We start from the raw sequence: 24,750 nt of genomic DNA, 5'->3' as shown, positions 1-24,750 counted from the left end.
GCCACGTCATCGTGTAGTGAGATGATGTGGCTTTGGGTGGGTCTTGTTATTTCTTTTCACGCTTAAACGGTACTATCTCCTCAGGCACAGCCTTGTTAAAGCGTGCCACCGCTCTGAGGACAGGTATTATCGCTATGGGTGAGCGGCCGCAGTGAGCTGAGAGCTCCAGCCTTGTGCTGCCGTCGTCGAGCTTTCTTTCTTCAAAGATAAGCACCACCGGCCTGAAAAACATACTCTTTACATAGCACACCGCCGCATCGGGCGCTGTCTCCAGATAGAGCTGCCTGCCTATGTCCGCCATAGCCTTTGAGGCGTTGAATACCGCCTGCTGGTTGTTTTTGTATTTTGTCCTGTAAAGAAAAGTCTTGTGCTTTACACCAAAGGCGATAGTCTGCTGTGCGCCGTCGCCGAAGCCGAAAGGCGTTACCCAGCCGCCCGAGCCGGAGCAAAGCCTGCCCTGCTCGTCGATAGAAAAGTTTCCGAGAAGCACGTTCCTTATCTCGCTGCGCCTGTCCTTGGCGGCACTCTTTTCGAGCTTTTTGCGCTTCTTGTCAGAAAGCTCACCGCCTTCTTTGGTGTTGGTTACATTCTCTTGCTCACTCATTAGATGACTGCTCCTCTGACTTAGACTCTGAGTCAGCATTGCTATCAGCGCTGTCCTCGTCTTCGCTGTCCTCGTGTATCGAGAACACCCATTCCTTTTCGGGTGACATGGTAAGGTCAAGCCGCTGCTCAATGCCGAGCGTCTCGTTTTTGAGAACTATCTTGCTGTCATCGAGCATCTTTGTTATCTCACCAAGATCGTCTGACTTGATAGCGCTGATGTTCTTCTCGAAGTAGTAGCGCACAAGATCTCCCTCGCCTTCATCTCTGAAAGCTCTGAAAAGATCTGCCGGAGCGCCGTCAGCAAGAATGATCTCTACCGTCCAGTCGCCGCCGTTAGGAAGTATAATGGCGTTTTTGTCAAGCAGGAAGGGCGTTTTGGTATCAAGCGCACCGCCGAGAGACTTTGTCTGCCTGATATCAGAGAGGGTAGCCGAGATATTGCCGTTTTCATCAATTGATGTGTACACCTCAGCCTCGATGTGCGATACATTGAACGCAATGCCCGACACCTCGCTGCCCCTTGTGCAGCTGACAGTCGCATAGCCGACCGACACGGGAGTTATCACGGTGCTTAAGCGCCCCTCTGTCTCCTCGCCGTCGTTCTCAGCCTTTATCACCGCCTGCTCAGTATCGTCTGATACGACCTGCCAGGTAAGGTCAGGTGTCTTGGAGCCGTCAAGGTCTAAAGTCACCTTGCCGTCCTTTGTCGTCACCTTGACGGGATAATCTGTGTCGCCAAAATACTCGGTCGTCCTTGACTGCTCACCGGCCTTCTGCTCCACCTCAGCCAATGAGGAGGAGTCAGCAGCGCCGTTTCGCTCTTTTATCACCATTACCACAACAGCGGCAACGATAGCTGCGAGCAGCAGGAAGCAGATGAGTGCTGCGAGTTTATGCTGTTTTATGTTCCTTACAAAATTATTCATACTGCACTTTCCGTTTACTTATTATCGCCCTGTCAGGAGCTGCTTTCCTCAGACGAGGGCTTCTGCTCGCTTTCCTGCTGCGATGAAGCGTCGCCTGTGTCCTGCTCCTGCTGCGAGCTGCTGTCAGCCTCGCCGCCGGGCTGGCTGTCATTCTGAGTCTGGCTGCTCTGGGTGTTATCCTGTGAGCTGCTTTCATCAGTGCTGCCGCCCTGGCTCTGGCTGTCAGTATTATCTGTGTTCTGGCTGTTATCCCCTGTGCCGGAGCTGTTTCCGCTGTCAGAGGTGTTTGAGCCGGTGTTGTCACCTGTGCCTGTGCTGCCGGAATCATCTCCGGAGCTGCCGCCTGTGTTGCCGCCCGTGTTGCCGCCCGTGTTGCCGCCCGTGTTGCCGCCGGCAGGCTGCTTCTGCTCAGGCACCGGAACTGTGATGTTTATAACATCGACGATATTCGGGTTCTCCTTGGATATTACGGATATCCTGTATGTTACCTGTACTGAGCCGTTGTTCTTCGGGAGCATGAAGCTGAATGTGCCGTCGTTCTTGATATATGTGCCGTTTGGCATCTCAGCCGGTTTCTCGCCGAGCAGCTCGACCTTAAGGTCAAAGCCGTTCTCAACCATTACCTGTGCTCTTATCTCAGTCTCACCGTCGCAGACTATGCTTCTCTCGTGTTCCTCAACAATGCCGAGATACTTGGTGCCTGCGTAGATGTGTGTAACAAGGTCAACGTTTCTGAGCGATATCCTCTTGCCCTCCGGCGTGAAGGTATCCTTGACTATCCTGTTTATAGGCTGGCTGGTGAACGTTATGTTGCCGTCGTCGTCCTTCTCGACCTTCCACGAATACTCCATAGTACCGTAGATACGCTCGATGCTCCAGTTCTGCTTGGTAGGCTTGAGCTCGATATCGGTTATCTCTATGCATTCAGGGATAAACAGCTTGATAGTCTTTGTCGAGCCTGTCGTGAACTGCTTGTGGTCGGTGTTGGTCTTTGCCGTCTTGTTGAAGGTAGACTCACCTATCGTCTCGTCAGTTGTGACAGTCTCCTCCTCGGGCTGGATATATACTCGCAGGTCGTCTATGTCGTATGACTGCTCTGAGCCCTTGATATCCTTGTACCATATCTTAGCCTCAACAGGTGTGTTGATGCCTGCCTCCTCTGCCGCATCAGCCTCAGATGTAACGAAGCTGAGTTCGAGAGGTGTTACAGAGCCGGCCTTTGCCATGCCCTTCTTTGAGGTGACTTCATTTGTTACTATGCTGTTGGGAACTTCAAACGACTTGCTGAAGCAGTAGATGTTATCGAGCGTGTCGCCTGTTGTCACATACATACCGGTCGTTTCATCAAGGCTTCTGTCGGTGTATGAATAGTTGCGCACCATAGCGCCCTTGACCTCTGCCTTCAGGTCGCCGAACATACCTATCTTGTAGCCCACTATCTCCTTGACATAAGGCACATCGAAAGGTATATCCACCATCTGGCCTGCCGATATCTTCTTGATGCCCACATCGCCGAGGTATACATACGACGACGAGTAGGTTGCAGCACTCGGGTCAAGTGAAGACTTATAAACGAGAGCTACAGCTATGTCGTTGACATTTGAGTTCTCCTCTGTCGGAGGAATGATGTTTGCTTCTGAGGTAAGCTCGCCGAATGACAGCGTGAGCACCTGCTTCTTGCGGTCAAACACCGTCGAGGTCGGAGAGGGCGATGCCCTGAGACCCAGCGTTGCACCGGATTTGCCGAAGTTTACAACATACCGGCCGACTATAACGTCTTCTCTTACCTGCTCAACTATCGCATGGGTGAATGTCGTGGAAGTGCTCCTGCACGACAGCCACAGCGAGCTGAGGTTTTGCATATTGTTTGCTGTCAGGCCTGTGCAGTAGAACATTGCGTCCTTCGTGCCGCTGCCGTAAACAGTCATCTTGTTCTGCTTGACCTGCATCACCTTGTCATTGGGCATTGTGTACTGTGCTGCAATGTTAAGGTTCACGCCGTCGATATTTCTTGAGTTCTCTGACGGGAAGACATAAACATTTAGCGAATCGTTGTTGGTGTCAGGATTTCTCTCAACAGCCGATATCCATGATTTGTCTGCCGACCAGGTTATCTCCTTGGGGGTGAGGTTTATCTTTATCTTCTGTGCCGAGCCGGAAGGAAGTATGAGCGTCTTTGTCTCAGAAGCAGAATCCATATTGCAGTGTGCGATAGTCTTCATGTTTCTTACATACTCACCGTTCTGGTCGATGCTGATAACGCCTGAGTCTGTGTCTATCCTGGAGATGGAAAGGCCGCTTATCACCCAGTATGCCGTGCCCTTGCTCCTGTTAGTTCCCTTGAATGTCATGCTGACAAGGGTCTTTACATCTGCAAGTGCCGGGAGAATGAATCTGTCCTTATGGTTAGGTCTTAGCATCCAGTTTGAATCAGACACCGTGCCCATGTTGACATACAGCGAGGCGTTCGGGTCGTCCTTATAGCCTGCGCTGAGCACAGTCGGGGTCTTCTTCATGTATTCATACATACGCTTTACAACATCAAAGCTCACCGAGCGTGGCTCGCCCTTGGTGTCGATATAGTCGATAGTGCATGAGAGGCTTGCCTCGAAGGGGTTGTAATCCTGCTCCCACGGGTCTGCCGTTATCTCGCAGAGGAGATTTACAACATTCTGCTTGTAGGAAACAGCGAACGGTCTTGCGAGCGTGTTGATAGAACGTCCGTCACGACCCTGCGAGGTGTTGTCCTCTGACTTGTCGTAGTAGTCGATGTCTATCCAGCCGACATTGTTTATAACATACTGCAAAGCCGTGCCGCCTGTTGACTGCTCGGTGACTGTGATATACTCGATATTGAGCTTATCGAACACATCGTTGTCCTCAGAGGTGTCCTCAGGGATTATCCTTATGGATTTGAGCTCGCCGTAGTCACGGTTGGTCTGGATAGTGAACATTTCTTCCTGCCCTGCCCTGAATCCGTCGGCCGAGAGCTGCTGGTTCGCTAAAACGAATGCGCTGCTGCCGTTTTTGAATCTGAGCTGGAAGTAGAACTGGTTCGTCGAGCCCGAGTCGCCGTTTGCGTTGCTCGATTCGGGGTCATCTGCGACCTTAACTGTCACATCGTATATCTTCTTGGCCTTTACGAAACCAAGGTCATACTTGGTCTGGTCATAGGTCATCGAATAGCGCATTGAGTTATAGTCTATCTCCTCGGAGGTGATGACTGTTCCCGTGCCTGTCGATACAGAATATGTATCGCCCGGTGTGAACAGCAGGTTCAGGTCTATCGGGAAAGGCGGTATGACAGTTCTTGCCATAGGCCTTACTATGCGGTAGTCTGTGCCGTTTGTGCCGGCGGTGAGGTTCTGTGCATAAACACGCCTCTTGCCCACGCCGTCGATAGCAGCGGCCGATATCGATGCTATCTGCCACTCGTCTGCGAACTTGTCGAGCGAGAGCTGGATATTTGTGATAGCCGCAGCGTCAGAGAGCTCTACAGGGAACTCAATATAGTTGCCCTGCGAGAGGCCGTAGCTATAGCCGAAGTTATCGAACCTGTTGAACTTGCTCGGCCAGTAGCCGAGGTATTTCTCCACCTCGTCCTTTACATTGTATACTGAGGAGGATTTCTCGTTGCCGTGTGTATCCTGGTAGAATATCTGCGCCTTTATGTCACCTGTGGTGTCAGCGCCCAGAACTTCGCCGGTCTTTAATCTGATAAGGAAGTTGCCTGCAAGGCCCGTAGCTATGAGAGGGTCGCCCGACTTATACTTCGAGAGCGCAAAGCTGTCAGAGGTCTTGGCATTTACCTTATAGCCGTTTTTCTGTGTGGTCGTGTAGTAGAGCATCGGGGTCTTCTCGGAGAATGAGAATGCTATGCTGTAGCTCTGGTAGGTCTTCTTGACCTTTTTCTCCTTGCCCGAGCTGTCCTTCTCTGTCACCTGCTCAGTGCCGTCCTTGGTGTTGGACATACGGCAGGTGCCCTTGTATATGCTCAGACCCGAAAGCGATATATTGTCCTTGTCAAGGTCTGAGAGAAGTGTCGAATCGACCTCGTTGTCTTTTCTGAAATCAAGGCCGCAGTTAGTCTCAAGGACATCTCTTGCCGCCTTGCCGACATAGAGCTTGGTGTTGATAACTGACGAGAAGTCAGGCAGGCAGCCTGTGAACGCCAGCGTGTCACCTCTCTGTGCAAGGCCTATCGTGCGGACATTGTCGCCCGATTCCTTATACTGCCCGAGTACTGAGAGAAGCACCGGCATAGTGACTATTCTGATATAGCCGTTTATGTCCTTATACTCTATCTCGATAGCAAGGTCTTCAGCTATGCTGCCGACTGCCGGGTCGCTTATCTTTGAATCATTTCTCAGCAGGCTCTCGATACCGCCCTTTACCGTGTCGGCAAAATCGAGCCTGAATGTATAAAGGTCCTCATAGCCGAGCGATGTTTTAACAGTCGTCTCAGGCTTTGTGAGTGCGAAGTATATCGAATCCTCGCCGCCTACATTGACTAAAGTATCGCCGTTTGCCGAAAGAGTGAGCGTGCCGCTCTTTTTCTTTGACAGCTGGCAGATTATCTCCTTTTCAAGCGAGAGGTAATACTTTCCGGAATAGTAGCCGTACTCGTTATAGCCGCCCACCTTGTTTACCTTGCTGACTGTAAGACCCTGTACTGTCCAGCTGCCGTTTGACATGAACACTTCGATACCCGTCACCTCGGTGATAGGCTGTTCAGTCTTGAACAGGAACTCGTCAACGCCCCATGATGAGAGAGCGTTCTCTGTCAGGGTGTTCTCATTTATCTTATAGTTGAATGCCTTAAGATATGCGTGCCTGTCAGCGATAGTGCGGTTCTCAGCGATAGAGAACTGCTTATCCACCTTTGTATAGTGCTTTTGAACACTTGATATGCTTGAAGCCTTTTTAAGGAATTCCTCCTTGGCAGCCTCTATCTCCTCATCATTTGATACCTTATAGTATCTTGATGTGGACTGCACCATTACTCTGGGGCCGGGAGAATACAGGCCTGTTATCGTAACGCCGCTTAGAACGCTTACCTTCTCGGTCTTCTTAAGACTGTTGATGTAGTCATTTGTAGCGCTGAGTGTATGCACCTTAGGGAATATATACTTGGTCTGTGCAACGGCATTGCTGCCTGTGCCGACCTTATAGCGCACGGCAAAATACTCGACACTTGTGCCGGGCTTGATACCTGTAGCGGCAGTAAGGCTGTAAAGATTCTCACCGCTGCCGATAGACACGAAGTCCTGTTTGCTCGTCCATTCTGACACGCTCTTGGCAGCAAGGGTCGGGTCGTCGCTTCCGGAGACATCGGATTCGATCCAGTCAGCGCCGGTCTTGGCGTCTATCTGCTGCATCTTACCGTCCTTCCAGATAGTGATGCCCTCGGGCTCGGAAGTCGTGCTGTCAGCAGAGCCAGTCTGCTGTGACGGATCATCCGATGCAGCAAATACATCCTGATATGACAGCACGCCCGGCAGCATGGCAAGCGCCATCGCCGCAGCTAAAATGCGTTTTGCTGTATTTTTCACGAGAGCATTCAAAGTTATCTTCATTTTACACTAAACATCTCCGCAAATCCGGTCATTTCAAAGACCTCAGCTACATACGGGGCAACATTTGTAACGGAAAGCTCGCCGCCGTTACCCCTGACTTTCATATAGAGCTTTTTAAGAGCACGAAGCCCTGCACTGGATATGTATTTCATATCCTGCATATTCAAGGTGACGTCCTTGAATCTGTCTGCCACCTGCAAGAACACCGCAGATGCTTCGTCTGCATTTTTTGTATCGAGCCTTCCGGCAAGTATGAGCTCGCCTTCCTCGCCCCTGTTAACTAATTTAATGTCCATCTATCAAGCGCCTCTTTTCTTTCTTCTGTCCTTTACAAAGCTCGAAAGCTCATCGAGCGAGACCTCCATAGTATTTACGTCGATCTCCTCCATACGCTCATCGAGCGTCATCTCGCCGTAGCTGTCGAGCTGCTCGTCAAGCAGAGCCATGATATCAAAGCTCGGCTTGAAGCTGCTGTCTTCCTCGTCCTCGTCCTCATCCTCTTCCTCGGGCTCATCGGGCTCGTCAAACTCATCAAAGTCGTCATCGAAGCCTTCGAGCCTGTTATCAAGCTCATCGAGCTCATCGGAATCGTCAAAGTCAGGCTCGGGCTGCGGCTCAGGCTGCTGTACCGGCACAGGTGCAGGCTGCGGCGGCGGTATCTGCGCAGATGCCATTTGCTGCTGCATCTCACGCTTTACCTCCTCACGGATAGTCGAGATTATCTCATACATATCCACAGGCGGCGCTGCCGGCTGAACTACCTGCGGTATAACAGGCTGCATCACTGTTGTGCCGTCAGGCTGCAGGACAGGCTGCATTATAATAGGTGAAACTGTAGGCTGAACATTAACTGTCTGCTCACTTGTGCTCCTATCAGTAATACCCTCGTTATCGTCATTCGGGCGCATCGGTATCTCCTCAAATGTAACACCGCCCGAAGACTGGCTTTCATAGCCGAGTGCATCTGCTTCCTCGGCAGATATCTCGCTGAATGTTATGCCTGCGTGGTCGTCATACATATCGTCAGGCTCATCGTCATAGACTGCCTTGTCTTTCATTCTGTCAGCAAGGTAAGCATCGTGCATCGTTCTGCTGCCTGATATGAAGCTCTCCCACTCTCTCATGCCCTGGTCGCCGCTGAAGTAGAGGCTCTGATAATCAGGCTGCTCGAACATATCGACCATCGACTGCGGCACCTCTATCTTGAATGAGGAACGGCTCGTCGGGCTCATTACCGTGAAGGCGTTGCCTCGTGGTGCCGTGATGATCTGATCCTGCTCGACCTCGTTTATGCCGCCGGCCTTTTCGTAGAGCTTGCAGAGGTCGTCCATGTCGTTCGGCGCAAGGCCGAAGATAAAGCTGTACTGGCAGGCATTGATGATAGCTGTTGATTTTCTTGCTATCTCCTCTGAGCCTACAAAGTCCTTGATGTTCTGGGTGATGACTATCTGCATACCGTTGTACTTACGGATACGCTTAGCCAGCTGGAACATAAAGTCAAGTGCTATCGGGAACTTGGTGTCGATGAAGACGTGCGCCTCATCTATTACTACAACTATCTTGCGGTTGAGGCCGTACTTGCGGTTGTAGTCACGGTTCTTGATTATCTCGTTGTCGATATATTTCAGAACGAGGAGCATCTGTGCATTTGCAATGGTAGTATTGCGGTTTGCAAGAAGCGACTGGAAGTTGAATACCGAGAAGTTCTCCTCTGTTGTTACAGAAGACGGGCCGTTCCAGATGTTGGCGTTTCTGCCGCCTGTTGCGAACTTGGAAACGTAGTTCATAAGCGTCTGGAGCATCGTTCTGAGGTATTCGTTGTTCGTTCTCTGGAAGTCCTCTAAAACTATGTCGTAGAGGTCATCGAATATCGGGTAATCTGTCGGCTTTAATCTGGAGAGGTCTGTCTCCATTGTTATGCCGAAGTTTGTATACATTCTCTCAACGAGCGAGTTGAGGTATTCGAGAGCTTCCTTGTCAACATCGGGGAGTATCTGCTTGAAGAACTCCTCAAGGAACTGCAAGTGTGCCGAATAGCCCGTGCCCTGCATATCGTCGTTGTCGTCGTCATCGAGCGTTGTGATGATCTGGAAGGGGTTGAGTCTGCCGTACTTGGCGTTGCCGACGTTGATTATCTTGCCGTGCAGAGTATGTGCAAGCTCGGTGTACTCGTTCTCGGGGTCGAGAATGAATATCTTGGCGTCCTCAGATGCCATATTGGTAAGCAGGCTCTTTGTGCCGTAGGATTTACCTGAACCGGACTTACCGATTATTACCATGTTGGAGTTTACTCTCTCAGAGTCACGCCTGAAGAAGTCGATTATAACAGGCACGCCGTCCTGTGTGCCGAGTCTGATACCGCCTACGTCGGATACTCTTGCATATATCCAGGGGTATATAGCTGCGACTGTGTTGGCAGGCATACCTCTGCCGTCCTTTATGAACGGGTCGTAGCCTGACACCTGAGAAGCTATGAAGCCTTCAAGCTGCGCAAAATCGAGCCCGTTGAGCCTCATGCCTGTCTCCTGCCATACACGCCTTACTGTCTTTTTCATATCAGCTATGACAGGCAGCGAAGAACGCTTTACTCTCTCGGGGTTGCCCCACTCAGAGGTCTTAAGTGAATCGTACATCGTGATGTAGATATTCACTGTGAGCAGCGTCTCATTCTCCTGCTGGAGTGTCACGAGCAGGCTGCTGAGCGTTTCGATATGCGCCTGGAGTTCAAGTATCTTCGAGTCAACGCCTGTTGACATCAGCTGGCCACGCAGCTCCTGAAGCGAGCGGTCGATAGCCTTTATCGACTTTATCCTCTCCATAGGGGTTATCTTGACTACCACCTTGGTAGCCGGAACGCTCATAACTCCTGCGAGCCATGCGTCGCCGACATCTGACGGATAGCCGACAACTCTCATATGGTGGGTATATATCTCGTTGATATCAGCCTTTCTTGTTGTGAAGGACACGCTCTCGGGCATAGCCCACTTGATATACTCAGAGGGTGCGAGCTCGTCTATCTCGTTCTCCTCAAAGTCAAGTGTGTTGGTGTATTTGAGGAATATAGCCAGCTCCTTGTCCTCCTTGATACGGCGGACGGTGAGCTCACCCTGTGTTAACGCAGTCAAAGCCGCATCAGTATCAATGAGCAGCTGTCTTTTATCAATATTAAACAGTGCAAGATAGTAAAACGGCTGTATGACCTTGTTCTCATAGCAGATATTGCGCATCTCGTTGATACGCTCATACTGTATCTCAACTCTGCTCTGGAGCTCCGCTTCGGTGAGGAAGCCCTTTTCATACGAGTCCTTGAGCGCATCGAGCTTGTCGTACTCTCTGTCAAGGTAGCTGTCATACTTTATCGGCCTGTCTATCTTGATTATATTTGCCGAGTATTCCATTCTCAGCGAGCGCATGATCTTACCGAGATAGTTCTCGATAGACGCACGTCTTCTGTACTGGCTGAAAAAGCGGAACTCTACAGGGTCGATCTCGATGACAGACCCGTAGTATTTTCCGTTATACTCGATAAGACCGTCGGAGATACCTGTAAAGGGTATTATCTCCTCGATGTCGTGTTCGTTCTTGTAGGAATCCTTGCTTTCCTGTTTTTTCTTTAGCTTTTCCTTCTCCTTCTCACGTCTTGCCTGCCATACAGCGTTTTTCTCATCATCTGATACATCTTCGCTTGCAAGCAGCTCATCCTCGGCCTTCTTCTGCTTTTTCTGGTTTATTGCCTGCTCGATGCTCTCACGCAGAGACTTTTCGTCATCTGCCTCGAACTTGTCAGAGAAGAACTCGTTCCAGTTGTCGCCACGCTTTTCCTCTCTCGACCTTGAAAGCAGGTGCTTGTCGGAGAACATACGGCGGAATCGCCTTGGAAGCGCAAGATACTTAAGGAAATGCAGCACAGAGATATAGTTTGCCTGTGCGTCGAGCCTGAAAATAAGCATACCGCCCACGGCAACTATGCCTATGGCTATGTAGAAGCGACCCGGGACAGTAGAAAGGAGAACAAGCCCGGCAAGGACTATGGTGATGATGCCGACAATGACATCACCCAAAGTCACGCCACGGAATAATTCAATTTTTACTTTGGTTTTTCCGGGTATCAGTCTCATGCTTGTTTTCCTTTCTGCTGAGTCTTAAAAGGGTCTTTATCTTTAGTGGCCCAGATAGTTATTATTGGGCGGAGGAGGATTATTACCGTTGTTATCGTTGTTTCCGAACAACTGCTGTGCCCTGGGGTTCAGCTGATTATTCATAGGCCTGCGTCGAAACAGATCGTTGTTATTGCCGCCCTGAGCGTTTGCGTTGTTCCGGTTGTTTCTGACATTGCCCTGAGCGTCAACACCGAACAGGTTCTGCACCTGCCTGTTATAGCCGTTTCTCGGAGGAGGCGGCTGCCTTCTCTGATTGTTCCGGTTGTTATTGCCGCCCGGCATCTGCGGGGGCTGTCCCTGCTGAGGAGGCTGACCCTGCTGAGGAGGCTGACCCTGAGGTCCGCCCTGCGGATGCTGTCCCTGCTGAGGAGGCTGACCCTGAGGTCCGCCCTGAGGTCCGCCCGGCATCTGAGGAGGAACATTGTTGTTATTGTTGTTGCCGCCCTCGCCGCCAACATCAGCGTTGTTATTATTGCCCATGTTATTGTTGTTATCGGGGAGCTGCTGGTCGCCGCCGGGCATATCTTCGCCGCCACCGCCGCCACCGCCGGCAGGAGGCTGGTTATTATTGTTGTTGTTGTCGTTTCCGTTGTTGCCCATATTATTGTTGTTTTCAGGAAGCTCCTGATCGCCGCCTGCGCCGCCGTTATCAGGCATATCGGGCATATCATTGCCGTTATTGCCAAGGGCGTTGTTCATATCGGGCAGGTGACCGTCGTTACCGTTATGGTCATTGCCATGGTTCATATTGTCAAGCGGATTTCCAAGCGGCTCCTTGGAAGGTGCAGGATCGGGGTGAGCGTCATTATATGCCTTGAGCTGCTTATCATCCTCAGCCTTCTGCTCGGGCGATCTGATAATAGAATTGCTCCAGTCTTTTTCCTTCTGACTGAGAGCACTGTCTATACGCTTGCCTGCGTTAGTCACAGCACCGGTAAGAGGCTTGAAAGGAAGTGCCACCACACGTCCTGCCGTCTTTAAAGCACCTGTTGCAGCGCCTACTGCGAGGTTTGCAGCACCACGAACGGGAGCTGTTGCAGCGCTCTCGAACTTGCTTCTTGCAGCTGCTGCCATCTTGCCGACTGTGCTGCCCTTGACTGCGTTGGACATATCGCCTGCCATGAGTGACTGGTGACCTGCCATGTCTGCAAGGATACCTGTGAGAAGGCCGTTAGCCTTTTCAACTGCCTTTGTACCTGCCCATATCATAACGAGCTTGCCTACAGAGTCAACAAGTATGTTGCTGGAGAGCTTAAGGTTCGGGTTTATTACTATCGGGATATACACAAGGAACACCCTCATGGATATTACCGTAGCGAACACTGAGAAAAGCTGTATAACGAATGCTATCGTCCACTGTCTGAACTTGCCGCCGTCGTCAAGCGGAGAAGCCGCAACTATAGGCGGAGCTATCAGATAGAGGAACAGGAGGTTGAATATCCTGACTATACAGTTTACCGAGATGACGGCAAGGTTTGAAATGATGAGCATACCTGCAAAGTACACTACAAGGTAGTTTGTCTTGCCGACCCAGGGGTTGAACACTTCATTTACCTGGTCGTAGTCATATATGTCGCTCTCGCCCGAATAGAAAGGCCCACGGGCTGCGTCGAACATATCGGGATTCTCGTTGTATTTGTCGTTCCTTGCGGCAGCGGTGTCTGCCATACCCATAGTACCTATGAGGAAGAGCACCCTGTCAAGCGGAACGTCTTTATTGACATAATACTTTGTCTTGTCCTTATGGTCAAGCGCTTCAAAGTTGGGGTCTGTTGTAAGGACAGTCATGCAGTGGTCAAGGCTCTTGGCTACCTTTTCGTCGTAAACGTCAGCTGCGAGCTCACGGTTGACATCGCCTGCGTTATATATCTCCTGCAGCACCGACTGCCAGGTGTTGCGGGGATTGTTGTTTGCGTCCTTTTCGTCGTAATAGTAATTGAACACGCCTGTGTCAGCGAGATATCTCAGGTCGCCCCTTATCTCGTTGTAGCAGGTATTGATATTGTATCTGTTCTTATAGGAGGGGTTCAGTGAATAGTTGCCGACGGTGTTGAAAATTCTTCCCATCGCCGCATACTGTTCCTCGGTGTAGACTATCCTCGGGTCATCGCCGACCAGCGAAGGGCCGTTGTCGAACACCTCGTTCACAGCGTCCATAAGATAGTTGGTAAACTCAATGCTTACGGTTATGACAACATTCATGCTGACGATAACGAGCATACCACGGAGGATACTCCTGAGTATCTGCCCGTATGACTGCTTCATCTTGTCGTCAAGGTCAAAACCTTTCTTCACGACTGCCATAATGGCAAATGTAAAGATGAGCACCATGCCAATTGCCGCCATGCCCCAGTAAATGCTCTTGATGACGCTGTTGTTGAAGAATACGTTTATCAGAAGCTCGTCTTCGCCGTTATACTTGACATCTTCGATACCCGTAAACACGTTGAACAGCTTCTGCATCCACTGGATAACAAGGCAAAGAGCCGATTCAAGCAGGTAGAACAGATAACCTATCATATTTTCAATTTTTTCAATAAGTCCGTCTACGATGTTTCCCATAAGTTATCTCACTTTACTATCTCACTCTTAGCTTCTTCCTTGCCCTGACCATATACACCACAATACTTATGATGACCGCAAGTGCCAGCAGGCCGAACAGCAGTCCCTGTCTGTCGAGATAAAACTTTATCTCAAACTCTCTTGTGACGTTGTTGCCTGCATCGTCTGTCACGGATATCTCGTACTTACCGGGCATCTTGATGTAGCCCTCTTTGTCGAGCTTGAATTTCTCTCCGTCCTTTGTAACAGTAACGCTGTCGTTCTTTTCGATACCCGACACTGTTACCGGGCCGTGTGCCCTGCCGTCGTCGTCCACACCGTCTATCTCCAAAGCCGGTGGCGTGTGGTCTATCGTGACTTTGAGCACATATTCCACCTTTGATGCCTTGCATTTGTATGAAACAAGATAATCGCCGTCGTTTTTCATTTTGGCTATCTTTTTGTCGCTGATGTTCTGCACCTCATCGTCTATCGCAACCTCGACGATCTCAAAGCCGTCGGGCATCTGATAGTTGGATATCATTCCCGTCTTTTCAGGAACGATAGTGAATGAGAGCAGCTGATATTCCGAATCAGCGTCGGATATCACGAGCGCATAGCTCCCGACGTCCTCTATCTCGGTAAGATCCATATCCGTCGTGTCGAGCTCCTCACCGTCGAGGTAGAGCTTTGCCAAGATATCACTGTCGTAATAAAGGCTCACGCTCTTTGTGGTTATCATCTTATCGGGCACATTTGATCTTACGCTGATAGTGTTGTTATTAGGCAGCGTGTAGGTGTATTCATTCTGCTCATAGTCGTATGTGACACCGTCTGCAATAGCGACCGTCTGCTGTTCGGTATCTTCTTCATCGACAATAGGCTCGCCGGTGTAAATATTTATCTCGCCCTCATAATCCATATCGAACCCCGATGAGGTCGTGGCCGAAGCTGACATTATAAGAGCCATAGACAGCGATAACAGCTTAGATACGATCATTGCCCGAATTCCTTTCTAAAGATCACTACTCAGCCTTGCCGAGCACGATGTCATTTCTTTCTTCAAGGTCGTAGTAAACCTCATCGGCCTTGAACATATGCGATCTTAACTCACCCATATCCATAGTACCCATTTTATAGAAGGGGCACTTATAGCTCGGGGTGTATTTTGTTTTCAGCGGGTAGTTACCGAAGGTAACGATTATCGCATTGCCCGTTGATTCCTTGTTGTTGAGCATCTGGAGCTCACTGGGGTAGATAAGAGGCCTTACCTGCGTCTGGCTCGAAAGGTTTATATCGCCCTCTCTGCCGCCGATAGAAGATGATGTGGAGGAAGTCCTTACGGTCATATTGCCGCAGAGCTTTGAAAACTCCTCACAGGTGCCTATATCGTTTGAACCGATGAACATTTTCATACCGCAGTTTGACTTGACGATATCAGCGACCTCGTTGCCGTACACGTTTGACAGCTGCGAGTATGACTGAACGACCATATTGAACCATATCTTTCTCGAACGGCCAACGGTTATCATCTTGTCAAACTTCTCTATCTTCGGCATATTACCGAACTCATCGAGGATAAAGTATACATTTCTCGGGAGCGAGAGGTCTTCTCTTGCAGATGCGACCTTAATGAGCGCCTTATACATACAGAGAATGAAAACCGCCGCCAGACCGTGACGTGTATCCTTTTCATCAGGTATCTTCATAAACAGTGCCGTAGGTCTTTCAGCAAAGCCTGCCGCATCGACATCTGTCGCACTTGTCAGGCCGCACAGACCACGGTCGTTGAACATATTGAGCTTATCGAATGTGATGGACATATACGAAGAAAGCGTCGTATCAGCTGCCGAGAGCACCTGACGGGACAGTGTATATGCCTGCGAGAGCTTGCTGCGGCCGTTGAAGTAATCCTTAAGCGCTGCAAACTCGTTCTCGCTGTTTGTAAGTGCCTTGTTTATATTGAAGAAGTTGAACTTATCCTTTGTCATGCCAAGTCTCGGGTCTTCCGAGTCTTCGAGCATTGCCAGGCAGGTAGACATTATGATAGAACGTGCGCCCTTTTCCCAGACGGGGTCCTTTTCGTTCTCTACAGGGCAGATAACCGATACAAGGTCGTTGAGGTCCTCATACATCTCATCGTATATCTGCTGCCTGCCGACCGACACATCGTCCTGGCAGTGCGAGGGGTCGGCGTAAGCTCTGCCGTTCCACTCAAACCAGATATCGCCTTCCTTTGCAGGGCCGTCGGGCTGTGTAAGCTCGGGGTACGAGAGCATATTGTCCTTGTGGGCGATTATGCCCTTGCCAAGCTCGACATACTGCTGATACATATCCCATATATCGCCGAGGGGGTTCCAGCGGCTGGAGGAGTATGTGTCACGCAGGTCAAGCAGCAGAACGTTATATCCACGCTCTACAAGGAACTGCGAATGCAGCGAGAAAAGCTCGCCCTTAGGGTCGGTCATTATCATCGAGCTGCCGCAGGCGGTAGCGCCGAGCAGCTGTATCATCGGGTTGATGAAGGTGGTCGTCTTACCGGAACCGGTAGCACCTATTATAAGGCTGTGTGCGCCCGAGAGGAAGTTTACCTGCAAATGGCCTGAGCTGTCAAGCACCGCCCTTACCGGTATACCGTCCTTCTTGCAGTCTTTAAGGTCTTTATAATCGTAGCCGGGGAAATACTTATCCCTTTCCTTGTCTGTAAGAAAGCGGCTGTTCTCCAGGCTGCCCTCTACGACATCGACCTTGCCCTTCTTGCCGAGCAGCCCCTTGCCTGTGCCGAGCATAAGGTCGAGGTTGTTGCTCGAAAAGAGCCACACAACGCCTATCGCCACGACCGCAAGGAAGCCTATGAGCCATGTCTTCGGCTGTACAAAGTACATAAGATGCACCTTAAAGCCGCCCCTGCCTATCGTGACTATATAGTCCATAAGGGTGCGCATGGCAAAGCCGCCGACAACAAGTATCAGAAAGGCTATTATTATATTTCTGATTATCTTCCCTCTGGGAATACTTTTCAAAAACGCAAATATGTTTTTCATATCGTCAGCTTTCCTACCTCTATATATCCCGTCTTGCTCTTGTCAGTTATCATATTGTCATCATTAAGATATGCGCTGTCGACCTTCAGCACAACAGGATCCTTGGTCGAATCCTCCCACTTGTACATACCTGCAAGCCCCTTGGCTGCTGTGAGGAACTTGACAGCGGAAAGGTTGCCCATAAGGAACGAAGCGTTATTATTGCTCAGCAGGTCATAGAACTTCGCCTTGAACGAATACTGTGCAAAGCAGAGTGTGCCGTCATCCTTCTGCTTTACGAATGAGAAGCCGTATGACTCGACTCTTCTTATCATTTCATTAAAATCGGTGGTCACGCCGTTATCAGGCAACCCGTATGTGACCGCATAGACGATTTCTATCTTCTCTTTTGATTCACTCTGGAGTTTATCTGCAAATTCCTGCTTCTTTTCAAGGGGTGTATCTTTGTCGTCAAACAGTATCCTGTATTCACTGTAGAGCTCGTCATCCTGCGTCTTGTAATTAAGGTAAATATAATCATTTAAAGTCATCTCGGAATAAGTTCCGTTATTATTGAATTTATATTTTACAGTCCAGCTTTTTTGCTGAGGAGGTATCTCGATGACGGCACCGCCGACATCGCTCTTTGCTGCGAACGAGCCGTAGGTCTTGCTGTCCTCATAAAGCTCGACTCTTGCGCCGTTGCCGAGACGAAGCGTGCCGTAAACGAGCAGACCCTGGTTTATGAGCACCGAGCTCTCATCGAGCTGGAAGGGACACAGAGCACCGTTTTCATCTGAAAGGCCTGCGTAAAGTGCGCCGCCCTCCTGGATTATTATGTCGCCGCCTATGCACTTGATAGTGCCGCAGCCGTTGCTCGCAGGCGATGTACCCTGCTGGAAGGGGAAGATGTTTCCGCCGTTCTTTATAAGGATAGTGCCGCCTCTGTTTTCTATAGTACCATTATTAATAAGGTTGCCCTCGATACTGAGTATGCCGCCCTTTTCAATAACTATCTTATCGCCGTTTTTGAGCATTATGCCGTTTTGCGACTCGATATCGCCTGATGATGTGACATAGTCATTGGCCGATACAGAAAGTATCTGACCGCTTCTTATAGTAGTAGTACCCTTAAGAGCCGAGAAGCGCATCTTTGTGCCGATGAACAGCTTGCACTTATCGGAAGAATAGCCGCCGTCTGAGTCATCAAGTGTGAAAACGAAGCCGGTGTTTCTTGTTGCAAGACCCTCATCGTCGTTGCCCTTATCGAATATTACAGGGCGGTAGAGAACGCCTCTGTTAGGGTCTTCGCTCGAACGGAAGGTCCACTTGCCGGCCTCACTTTCTTTTGTGGTGATGTAAGGCAGCGATTCATTGCTCTTATCTGTAGCATTGAGGTAATAATTCGTCTTGTTACTGCTCTTTAGCCTTATCGTATACATCGGAGAGTCCTTGCCGTCAACGCCGTCAACGTGTGCGCTTGCTCCTGCATACTTGATAAACACGGTGTTCATATCAGATGTGGTGAAGAAAAGATCCTCGCTGGTATCAACGCCGTATTTCATATACTGGCCGGGGTCTCTGTAGGTGGTGTCCATCTTTATATAATGAGCATACTGCTCTCTTATAGAGTCGCCCCACTGGTTATTACCTGTGCCTACGAATGTGCCGTATTCGCCGCTGTTTTCCATCAGGTTGCCGCTCGGAACGCCCGGCACGGCATTTGCTGACGGGCCCACCCAGATATCTCTCGGTGCCAGGGCTGAGAACATCTTGCTGTCATAGATGACAGCGCTCTTTTCGCTGTCGGTCACAGCATTATAAACCAGTGTAACGCCCGGGCATACCGTACTGGCGATCAGCGATCCGATATCACCGACTGAGATGCCGTTATAATCGTAATACTGGCCGAAGACGAACATCGCAAGGTGCTCCTTGTCATCGCGGGGATAGTTGTTCTTGCCTACCCTTTCCCAGCGCCAGAACTCGATACTGCCGTAAACGTCCTTTAAGATATCGGACGATACCGCTGCGTCTACCTGCTCTGTATCGTCCCCATCTTCGGCATCTGCCGGGGTCGATTTATCCGAGCCGAAGGCCTGTAAGGAAAAAGGCCTTGACACACTGTCGGCCGCAAAGGTGAAAGCCAATGCGGCGCAGAGTACGAGCGTTTTTATTCTGTTTTTTCTCTTTCGGGAAAAACCTTTCATAATTATCGTCCTTTACATAAGCCGCCCCGATAACGGGGCGGATAGTGTCTGTGATCGAAATGACCTGTCTTTATGTCAGATCACTTATCAGATGCGGAATTCATCCAGTCTGTAAGAGGCTCTGCGGAGAGACGAAGTGCAACAACGAGAACGAAGATAAGCACGAAGCCTATGATAGCGCTCTTAAGGTGCTGCTTTGCCTTTTCTCTTTCCTGCGGCTCCTCTGCTCTTGCGTACTTAAGGCCGAGGCTGATGCAGAATACTGCGCCTACTGCTGCGATAAGCGGTATAAGTACGTTGAGCACCTGATTTACAAGGCCTATGATAGGCTCTGTTACCTTTCCAAGGTTTGCATCGGGATCATTTGTCTTGGACGAGCTGCTGTCAGCAAAAGCTGTGAGCATCGTCATCTGTGCTGCAGCAACGGCACCCATAGCCTTTGCTGACATAAGCATCATCTTTCTCTTTACTGAATTCTTCATAATTATGCCCTCCTAATATTAGCATTATTAATTAACAAGGTTTATATACACCGTTTGCTGTAAACGGCTGTCAACGTGTTGAACTAAGCGAGTATCTCCTTTAGCCTGTTTCTACCACGGAGCAGCTGCGACTTGACAGTGTTGACTGACCTTTGCAGCATCTGCCCTATCTCGCTGACAGAAAGCCCGCTGAAGTAATATAGCTCTATGACCTCACGGTGATCCTCATCGAGCTTTTTAAGTGCATCTCTTACAGCAATGATATCCTCAGCGCTGGCCTCGGTAGTTCCGTAGAGAGTCTCGCTGCCGAACATATCGTCATTGAGTTCCTCGCCGTACTTGCGCTTGATAAGGAACTCCTTCGAGCTGTTGACTGTTACACGAAGCAGCCACGCCTTGCGGTGCTCCTCGCTGTCAAACTCCCTTACCCTTCTGAAATACCTGTAGAACACATCCGAATAAACATCATCGGCATCTGTCCTGTTCCTGACGTATCTCATAGCAACGCCATATATCATATCGCTGTACTTTCTTACTATCTCTTCGTCATTCATAAGTAATACCCTCAGCGTCGTGTATCGGGTGCATACTATTTCAAAAATTTATACACCCTCTGGCCTATGTATATAAGAACCTTGTGTTCCTATACCATAATTATAATATATATCGCCCTAAAAGTAAATTACCATACTGGTACATCGACATTCTTTGTTAATATTCTACAAGATATCACTTGTCAATTTATCGGCCATACACATATTTGCAGTATAAATTCATATTTTTGACTTAAATAGCACTTTTTTATCACCGCTCCTTCCAGCTTTTGCCTGCAAAATGGTTGATATTTTGCTGCGTTTTCTGTAATAAATACCACCAGAATAAGCCCAAAAGTTGCAGGTGTAAAGCCGGTACAGACAAATTTGTATACTCTGACTATTGACACGGTAGTTTTGCGCTATGCAATGTACATTATTCACAAAGTTGTATACATTTTCCCGCCAAGAAATGACTTGCAGAACAAATTATGTTATAATAAATTATGTATGCGGCATAAACGGTATGCCGACGTAAAGCCGACGTTCACACACAACATACAAAGGAGGAAGCCGCCGGTGATACTTAGCTTTTTAACAACAAATTTCATGACCCTGATGATACTGTCAGGTCTTATAGCAGTTATCGTCATGAACCGTGACTCGAAGCTGCCGGCATCAGACCTGTTTTTTCTGAGCATAGCACTGCTTTTTGCGGTCATTATATCAGACTGGCTTAACGACATGGCAACAATACAGGCTCTGCCGTTTTCCAAATCAACGCAGATAAGCATAAAAACTGCGGCAAGTGCCATGAGCTACATCATAAGGCCTTTTATAATATTCACAGAGCTTCTGATAATCCTCCCCGGCTGGCGGTACAAGGCACTTTTTGCGATACCGGCGGCGGTAAACACGGTTGTCTACTCCACGGCCTTTACAGGCAGCCACATAGCATTCTACACCGACCAGGACCTATTCTGGCACAGAGGGCCTTTAGGCACATCGGTCTACTTCTCGCAGCTTTTCTATGTGCTGTTTCTGGCTATCTATTCGATAAGGTATTTCAAGAAAAACTCAAAACGCAGCATCATAATCTTTGCGATAATCATTCAGACGCTCATCGTGGCCTATGTGGAATATCAGAACATCCTCTCAGGGCACTCAAACGACATCACGGCGCTGTGTATGTTTGAATACTACGCTTATCTGTGCGTTGTTTACCAGCGTGAGATGCGTGATGCCATATCGCAGAGAGACCTGCGAATATCCCAGGACAAGATGCTGATCTTGCGAAATCAGATACAGCCGCACTTTATATACAACTGCCTTGCCATTATCCGCTCGCTTGCAAAGCGTGACGGCTACCGGGCTGTTGAGTGCATCGACAACTTCTCAGACTACTTAAAAGCCCACATCGGCGCTATACAGACCGACTCGCCGGTGCCCTTTGAGAAGGAGCTTTACAACGTCAAGGTCTATCTCTCGCTGGTGCAGGCGGACAGTTCGAGAGACCTTATAGTATTCTACGACACGCCTGTGACGGATTTTGACATACCTCCCCTCTCGCTTGAGCCGATAGTTGAAAACGCCGTGAATCACGGCATCAGCCACGACAACGGCAGGATATCCATTATCACCGAGAAGGGCAACGGCTGCGTGCTGATACGCATATCCGACAACGGCTCGGCAAAGAAGACCAAGGACGCAAACAAGCCGATACACACAGGCATCGGCATAGAGAACACCCGCAAGCGCCTTGAAGTGCTCTGCGGCGGTGAGCTCGAAATGAACATAACCGACCACGGGACGACTGTTGTTATAACTATCCCCGACAATAAAACTGAAAATGGTGACGAAAATGAAAATACTGATAGCTGACGACCACAGGCTCATAGTTGACGACCTTCTTGACGAGCTGAGCCGCATAGTACCTGATGCCATGTGCATAGGCACGAGCGACCCCGAGCATGTGGTGCCGCTTTTTGATGAATACGACTTCGATGTCGCTATAATGGACATAGATATGCCGGGCATCTCAGGCATTGAGCTTGCCCGTCAGCTGCTTGCAAAAAAGCCAAGGCTCAACATCATATACATAACAGGCTTTGCAGACTTTGCACTCGAAAGCTACAAGACCTATGCGAGCGCATTCCTTTTAAAGCCTATCAGGGGCGAGATGCTGCGTGATGCGCTGAACAACCTGCGTCACCCTGTGTCAAAGATAACCGATGACATGATAGAGCAGGAGATGTCAGGCAACGCCCTTATCGGCAAGCGTATAGCCAAGTTCCGTGAGGAGCGTGGCATGACCCGTGACGAGCTGAAAGACAAAATGGGTGTCACAGTTCAGACGATATCACGCTGGGAGAGCGGCAAGAGGCTGCCCGATGTGGTGACTTTCATGAAGCTCGCACAGGTGCTGGCTGTTGACCCCGGAAAGCTCATGGAGGGAGAGCACAAGTAAAGGCTCAGGTATAATAAATAACAATAATTAACAAATGAGCAGTTCTTCGGGGCTGCTGATTTTGTGCAATATTTCTGCAAATTCGCTGCACCCATATCAGCGTGCGGAGGGTATTACTTATGAAAACGCAAAACCAGACTACACTACCAAGGAGGAAAAGCAGCAGGACGAGCCTGAGCAGGAAATGCAGGAGTATGACCCCGGCTTTGATTACATGAACCCGCAGACATATGTTGACCTGATGAAAAATGCACAGGGCAAGCTCGAGACTATGAGCTGCGATGATGCAAAGACAGGCACTTTAAAAACTATGGCCATGTATATCAACGCAAGAGCTCACCTGATGAAGGGTGATGCCGAAAAGCCTTCATATGCTGATTTTGACACCGATACTGAGGAGATAATGAACAGCCCCTCTTTCAAGGAGACCGTTCAGGACTACGGCGGCACATCTGTCGGTGCGCTCAACAGGATAGCCGATAACGCTGTCAAGACCGGCTGCAAGCAGTTCTTTGGCAATTTCATTCAGAACCTTCATCACGAAAAGCAGCGTGAGGAGAGCTTCCAGAAGATAAAGGACGACTATGCCGAGAACATTCAGAGGTCGAACACCTTTGACAAGACAGCCGATATCGGAAAAACGCTTAAGGCAACACCGCATGACCACCGGCTCTGGCCTTTGTGTGCCATCTGCTTGCCGAATTTCCGTCATAATACCCAATTTCACCTTGTTTTACGCCAGTAAAACTGCGGCAAAAATGGGCATTCTGACGAAAATTCGGACGGCGCATCTGACACACAATGGTCGTGCGGTGTTGCCTTAATACATAAATTTCTTCCGCCTACAGGCAGTACCGAAAAAAACGGTGCTGCCTTAAGGCGCGTTATGCAGGAGTTTTAAAATGGGAACTTTCAAAGAACAACAGCTGGATATAATGCTTACGCTGTGCGTTGTGTGCGGCGTGCTTTCGCTATTTTCAGCGATGACAATGTCGCTCTCACGCAAAAGGCGTGTGATACTCGTGCTGATAGAGTTTGAAGCTATGATACTGCTTATATCCGACAGGTTTGCATACATCTACCGTGGCGAGTCTGGCAGCACAGCGCATACAATGGTCAGGGTGAGCAATTTTCTGGTGTATGTGCTATACCCTGTTATCCTTGCGACGTTCAATGAGTATATGTGTGACCTGTGCATCAACGAAGCAGGGCTTGAAAAGGTGCCTAAACGCCTGAGCCTTGTAAAGCTGCTTGCACCGGCCGGGGCGCTGCTTATAGTTATAAACCTGTTCACAGGGTATTTATACACATTTGATAGCAGCAACACCTATCACCGTGCAGGGGGCTTCTTCGTATCATACATAGTGCCTATAGTCATACTTGCGATACAGCTCTCGGCGATAATACACTATTTTGGCAATCTGCGCATCACCATGCGTATATCCATGCTGATATTCACATTGGCGCTGCCGGCGGCGGCAATAGTGCAGGCGTTCACCTACGGCATCTCGATAGTGAACATAGCAATAGCCCTCGTGACTATAGTGCTCTTTATATTCGTGCTGACTGACTTAAACCTGATGATACAGACAGCTCACGAGCGTGAGATAGAACACTTGAAGCAGGAACAGAACACCATGCGCAAAATCTTCGGGCAGACTGCCTATGCGCTCGCTGACGCAGTCGAAGCAAAGGACGAATACACGAGCGGCCATTCGGCAAGGGTGGCTGAGTATTCCGAGATGATAGCAAGAGAAGCCGGCAAGAGCGTCAGGGAATGCAAGGAGATATACTTTATCGCCCTGCTGCACGATGTCGGCAAGATAGGTGTGCCAGGCGACATAATCAACAAGACCTCACGCCTTGACGATGATGAATACGCCACAATAAAGACCCACACGGTGCAGGGCAACAGGATACTTTCAAAGATAACGAGCTTCCCGAAGCTGAGTATCGGGGCTCACTACCACCACGAGAGATACGACGGCAAGGGCTACCCCGAGGGCTTAGGCGGTGAGGATATACCCGAGATAGCGAGGATAATCGCAGTTGCCGATGCATATGACGCCATGTCGTCAAAGAGAAGCTACCGTGACGTGCTGCCGCAGGAGGTAGTCCGCTCGGAGATAGAAAAAGGGCTCGGCACGCAGTTTGATCCGGAGTTTGGCAGGATAATGCTAAGGCTTATCGACAGCGACAAGGAATACAGAATGAGAGAATGCTGAA

At 49.5% G+C, this 24,750-nt stretch carries 15 protein-coding genes; 4 read left to right on the top strand and 11 right to left on the bottom strand.

The annotated features are described in order from the left end of the window. Positions 1 to 46: 46 nt before the first annotated feature. The 11 genes from CD05_RS0103735 to CD05_RS0103685 all read right to left on the bottom strand — a co-directional run bounded on the left by CD05_RS0103735 (position 47) and on the right by CD05_RS0103685 (position 20,078). Positions 47 to 604 carry a hypothetical protein gene (locus tag CD05_RS0103735; protein WP_028509358.1) on the bottom strand — a complete coding sequence of 186 codons (558 nt, stop codon included), beginning with the start codon at positions 602 to 604 and terminating at the stop codon, positions 47 to 49. After that, entirely contained in the window at positions 597 to 1,532 is a 936-nt protein-coding gene (locus tag CD05_RS0103730) for a hypothetical protein (protein ID WP_028509357.1), read from the bottom strand. Before CD05_RS0103730 ends, CD05_RS0103735 begins: the two co-directional genes overlap by 8 nt. A gap of 32 nt (positions 1,533 to 1,564) precedes the next feature. Beyond that, the gene (locus CD05_RS0103725) at positions 1,565 to 7,108 is read right to left on the bottom strand and encodes a PLAT/LH2 domain-containing protein (protein WP_028509356.1); all 5,544 of its coding nucleotides are present in this window, start codon (positions 7,106 to 7,108) and stop codon (positions 1,565 to 1,567) included. Continuing rightward, positions 7,105 to 7,404: an STAS domain-containing protein gene (locus CD05_RS0103720; RefSeq protein ID WP_028509355.1), complete on the bottom strand. Its 300-nt coding sequence runs from the start codon at positions 7,402 to 7,404 to the stop codon at positions 7,105 to 7,107. The genes CD05_RS0103725 and CD05_RS0103720 overlap by 4 nt, the downstream gene beginning before the upstream one ends. A gap of 3 nt (positions 7,405 to 7,407) precedes the next feature. Continuing rightward, entirely contained in the window at positions 7,408 to 11,226 is a 3,819-nt protein-coding gene (locus CD05_RS19470) for a DUF87 domain-containing protein (protein ID WP_051588808.1), read from the bottom strand. A 42-nt stretch (positions 11,227 to 11,268) separates the two neighbouring features. After that, positions 11,269 to 13,830, bottom strand: coding sequence for an Mbov_0396 family ICE element transmembrane protein (locus tag CD05_RS0103710; protein WP_028509354.1), 2,562 nt, complete (start codon positions 13,828 to 13,830; stop codon positions 11,269 to 11,271). A gap of 16 nt (positions 13,831 to 13,846) precedes the next feature. After that, positions 13,847 to 14,809, bottom strand: a complete 963-nt coding sequence (locus tag CD05_RS0103705; protein WP_028509353.1) for a hypothetical protein — start codon at positions 14,807 to 14,809, stop codon at positions 13,847 to 13,849. Between the two features lie 25 nt (positions 14,810 to 14,834). Further along, a complete protein-coding gene (locus CD05_RS0103700; protein WP_028509352.1) occupies positions 14,835 to 16,853 on the bottom strand; it encodes a type IV secretory system conjugative DNA transfer family protein in 2,019 nt (672 codons plus the stop codon). Beyond that, positions 16,850 to 19,042, bottom strand: coding sequence for a hypothetical protein (locus CD05_RS0103695; RefSeq protein WP_028509351.1), 2,193 nt, complete (start codon positions 19,040 to 19,042; stop codon positions 16,850 to 16,852). Before CD05_RS0103695 ends, CD05_RS0103700 begins: the two co-directional genes overlap by 4 nt. A gap of 80 nt (positions 19,043 to 19,122) precedes the next feature. Next, positions 19,123 to 19,524 (bottom strand): Mbov_0395 family pilin-like conjugal transfer protein, encoded by a 402-nt coding sequence (locus CD05_RS20825; RefSeq protein ID WP_198021566.1) that lies wholly within the window; start codon positions 19,522 to 19,524, stop codon positions 19,123 to 19,125. 83 nt (positions 19,525 to 19,607) lie between these two features. After that, on the bottom strand, positions 19,608 to 20,078 hold the full coding sequence (locus tag CD05_RS0103685; protein WP_037322785.1) for a sigma-70 family RNA polymerase sigma factor: 471 nt from the start codon (positions 20,076 to 20,078) through the stop codon (positions 19,608 to 19,610). Between the two features lie 558 nt (positions 20,079 to 20,636). On the opposite strand from CD05_RS0103685, the gene CD05_RS0103680 reads away from it, so the two are divergent. The 4 genes from CD05_RS0103680 (at position 20,637) to CD05_RS21040 (ending at position 24,749) form a co-directional block, all read left to right on the top strand. Next, the gene (locus CD05_RS0103680; protein ID WP_028509349.1) at positions 20,637 to 21,938 is read left to right on the top strand and encodes a histidine kinase; all 1,302 of its coding nucleotides are present in this window, start codon (positions 20,637 to 20,639) and stop codon (positions 21,936 to 21,938) included. Next, positions 21,919 to 22,524 (top strand): response regulator, encoded by a 606-nt coding sequence (locus CD05_RS19465; RefSeq protein ID WP_051588807.1) that lies wholly within the window; start codon positions 21,919 to 21,921, stop codon positions 22,522 to 22,524. Before CD05_RS0103680 ends, CD05_RS19465 begins: the two co-directional genes overlap by 20 nt. 61 nt (positions 22,525 to 22,585) lie before the next feature. Then, complete coding sequence (locus CD05_RS0103670) at positions 22,586 to 23,269, top strand: hypothetical protein (protein WP_028509348.1); 684 nt, start codon at positions 22,586 to 22,588, stop codon at positions 23,267 to 23,269. Between the two features lie 157 nt (positions 23,270 to 23,426). Further along, positions 23,427 to 24,749: an HD domain-containing phosphohydrolase gene (locus CD05_RS21040; protein ID WP_051588806.1), complete on the top strand. Its 1,323-nt coding sequence runs from the start codon at positions 23,427 to 23,429 to the stop codon at positions 24,747 to 24,749. Position 24,750: the final 1 nt, after the last annotated feature.

This window comes from Ruminococcus sp. NK3A76, from assembly GCF_000686125.1.
Taxonomy (GTDB): domain Bacteria; phylum Bacillota; class Clostridia; order Oscillospirales; family Ruminococcaceae; genus NK3A76.
Note: the sequence above shows the minus strand (reverse complement) of the source record. Positions and strands in the feature narration are given on the sequence as shown.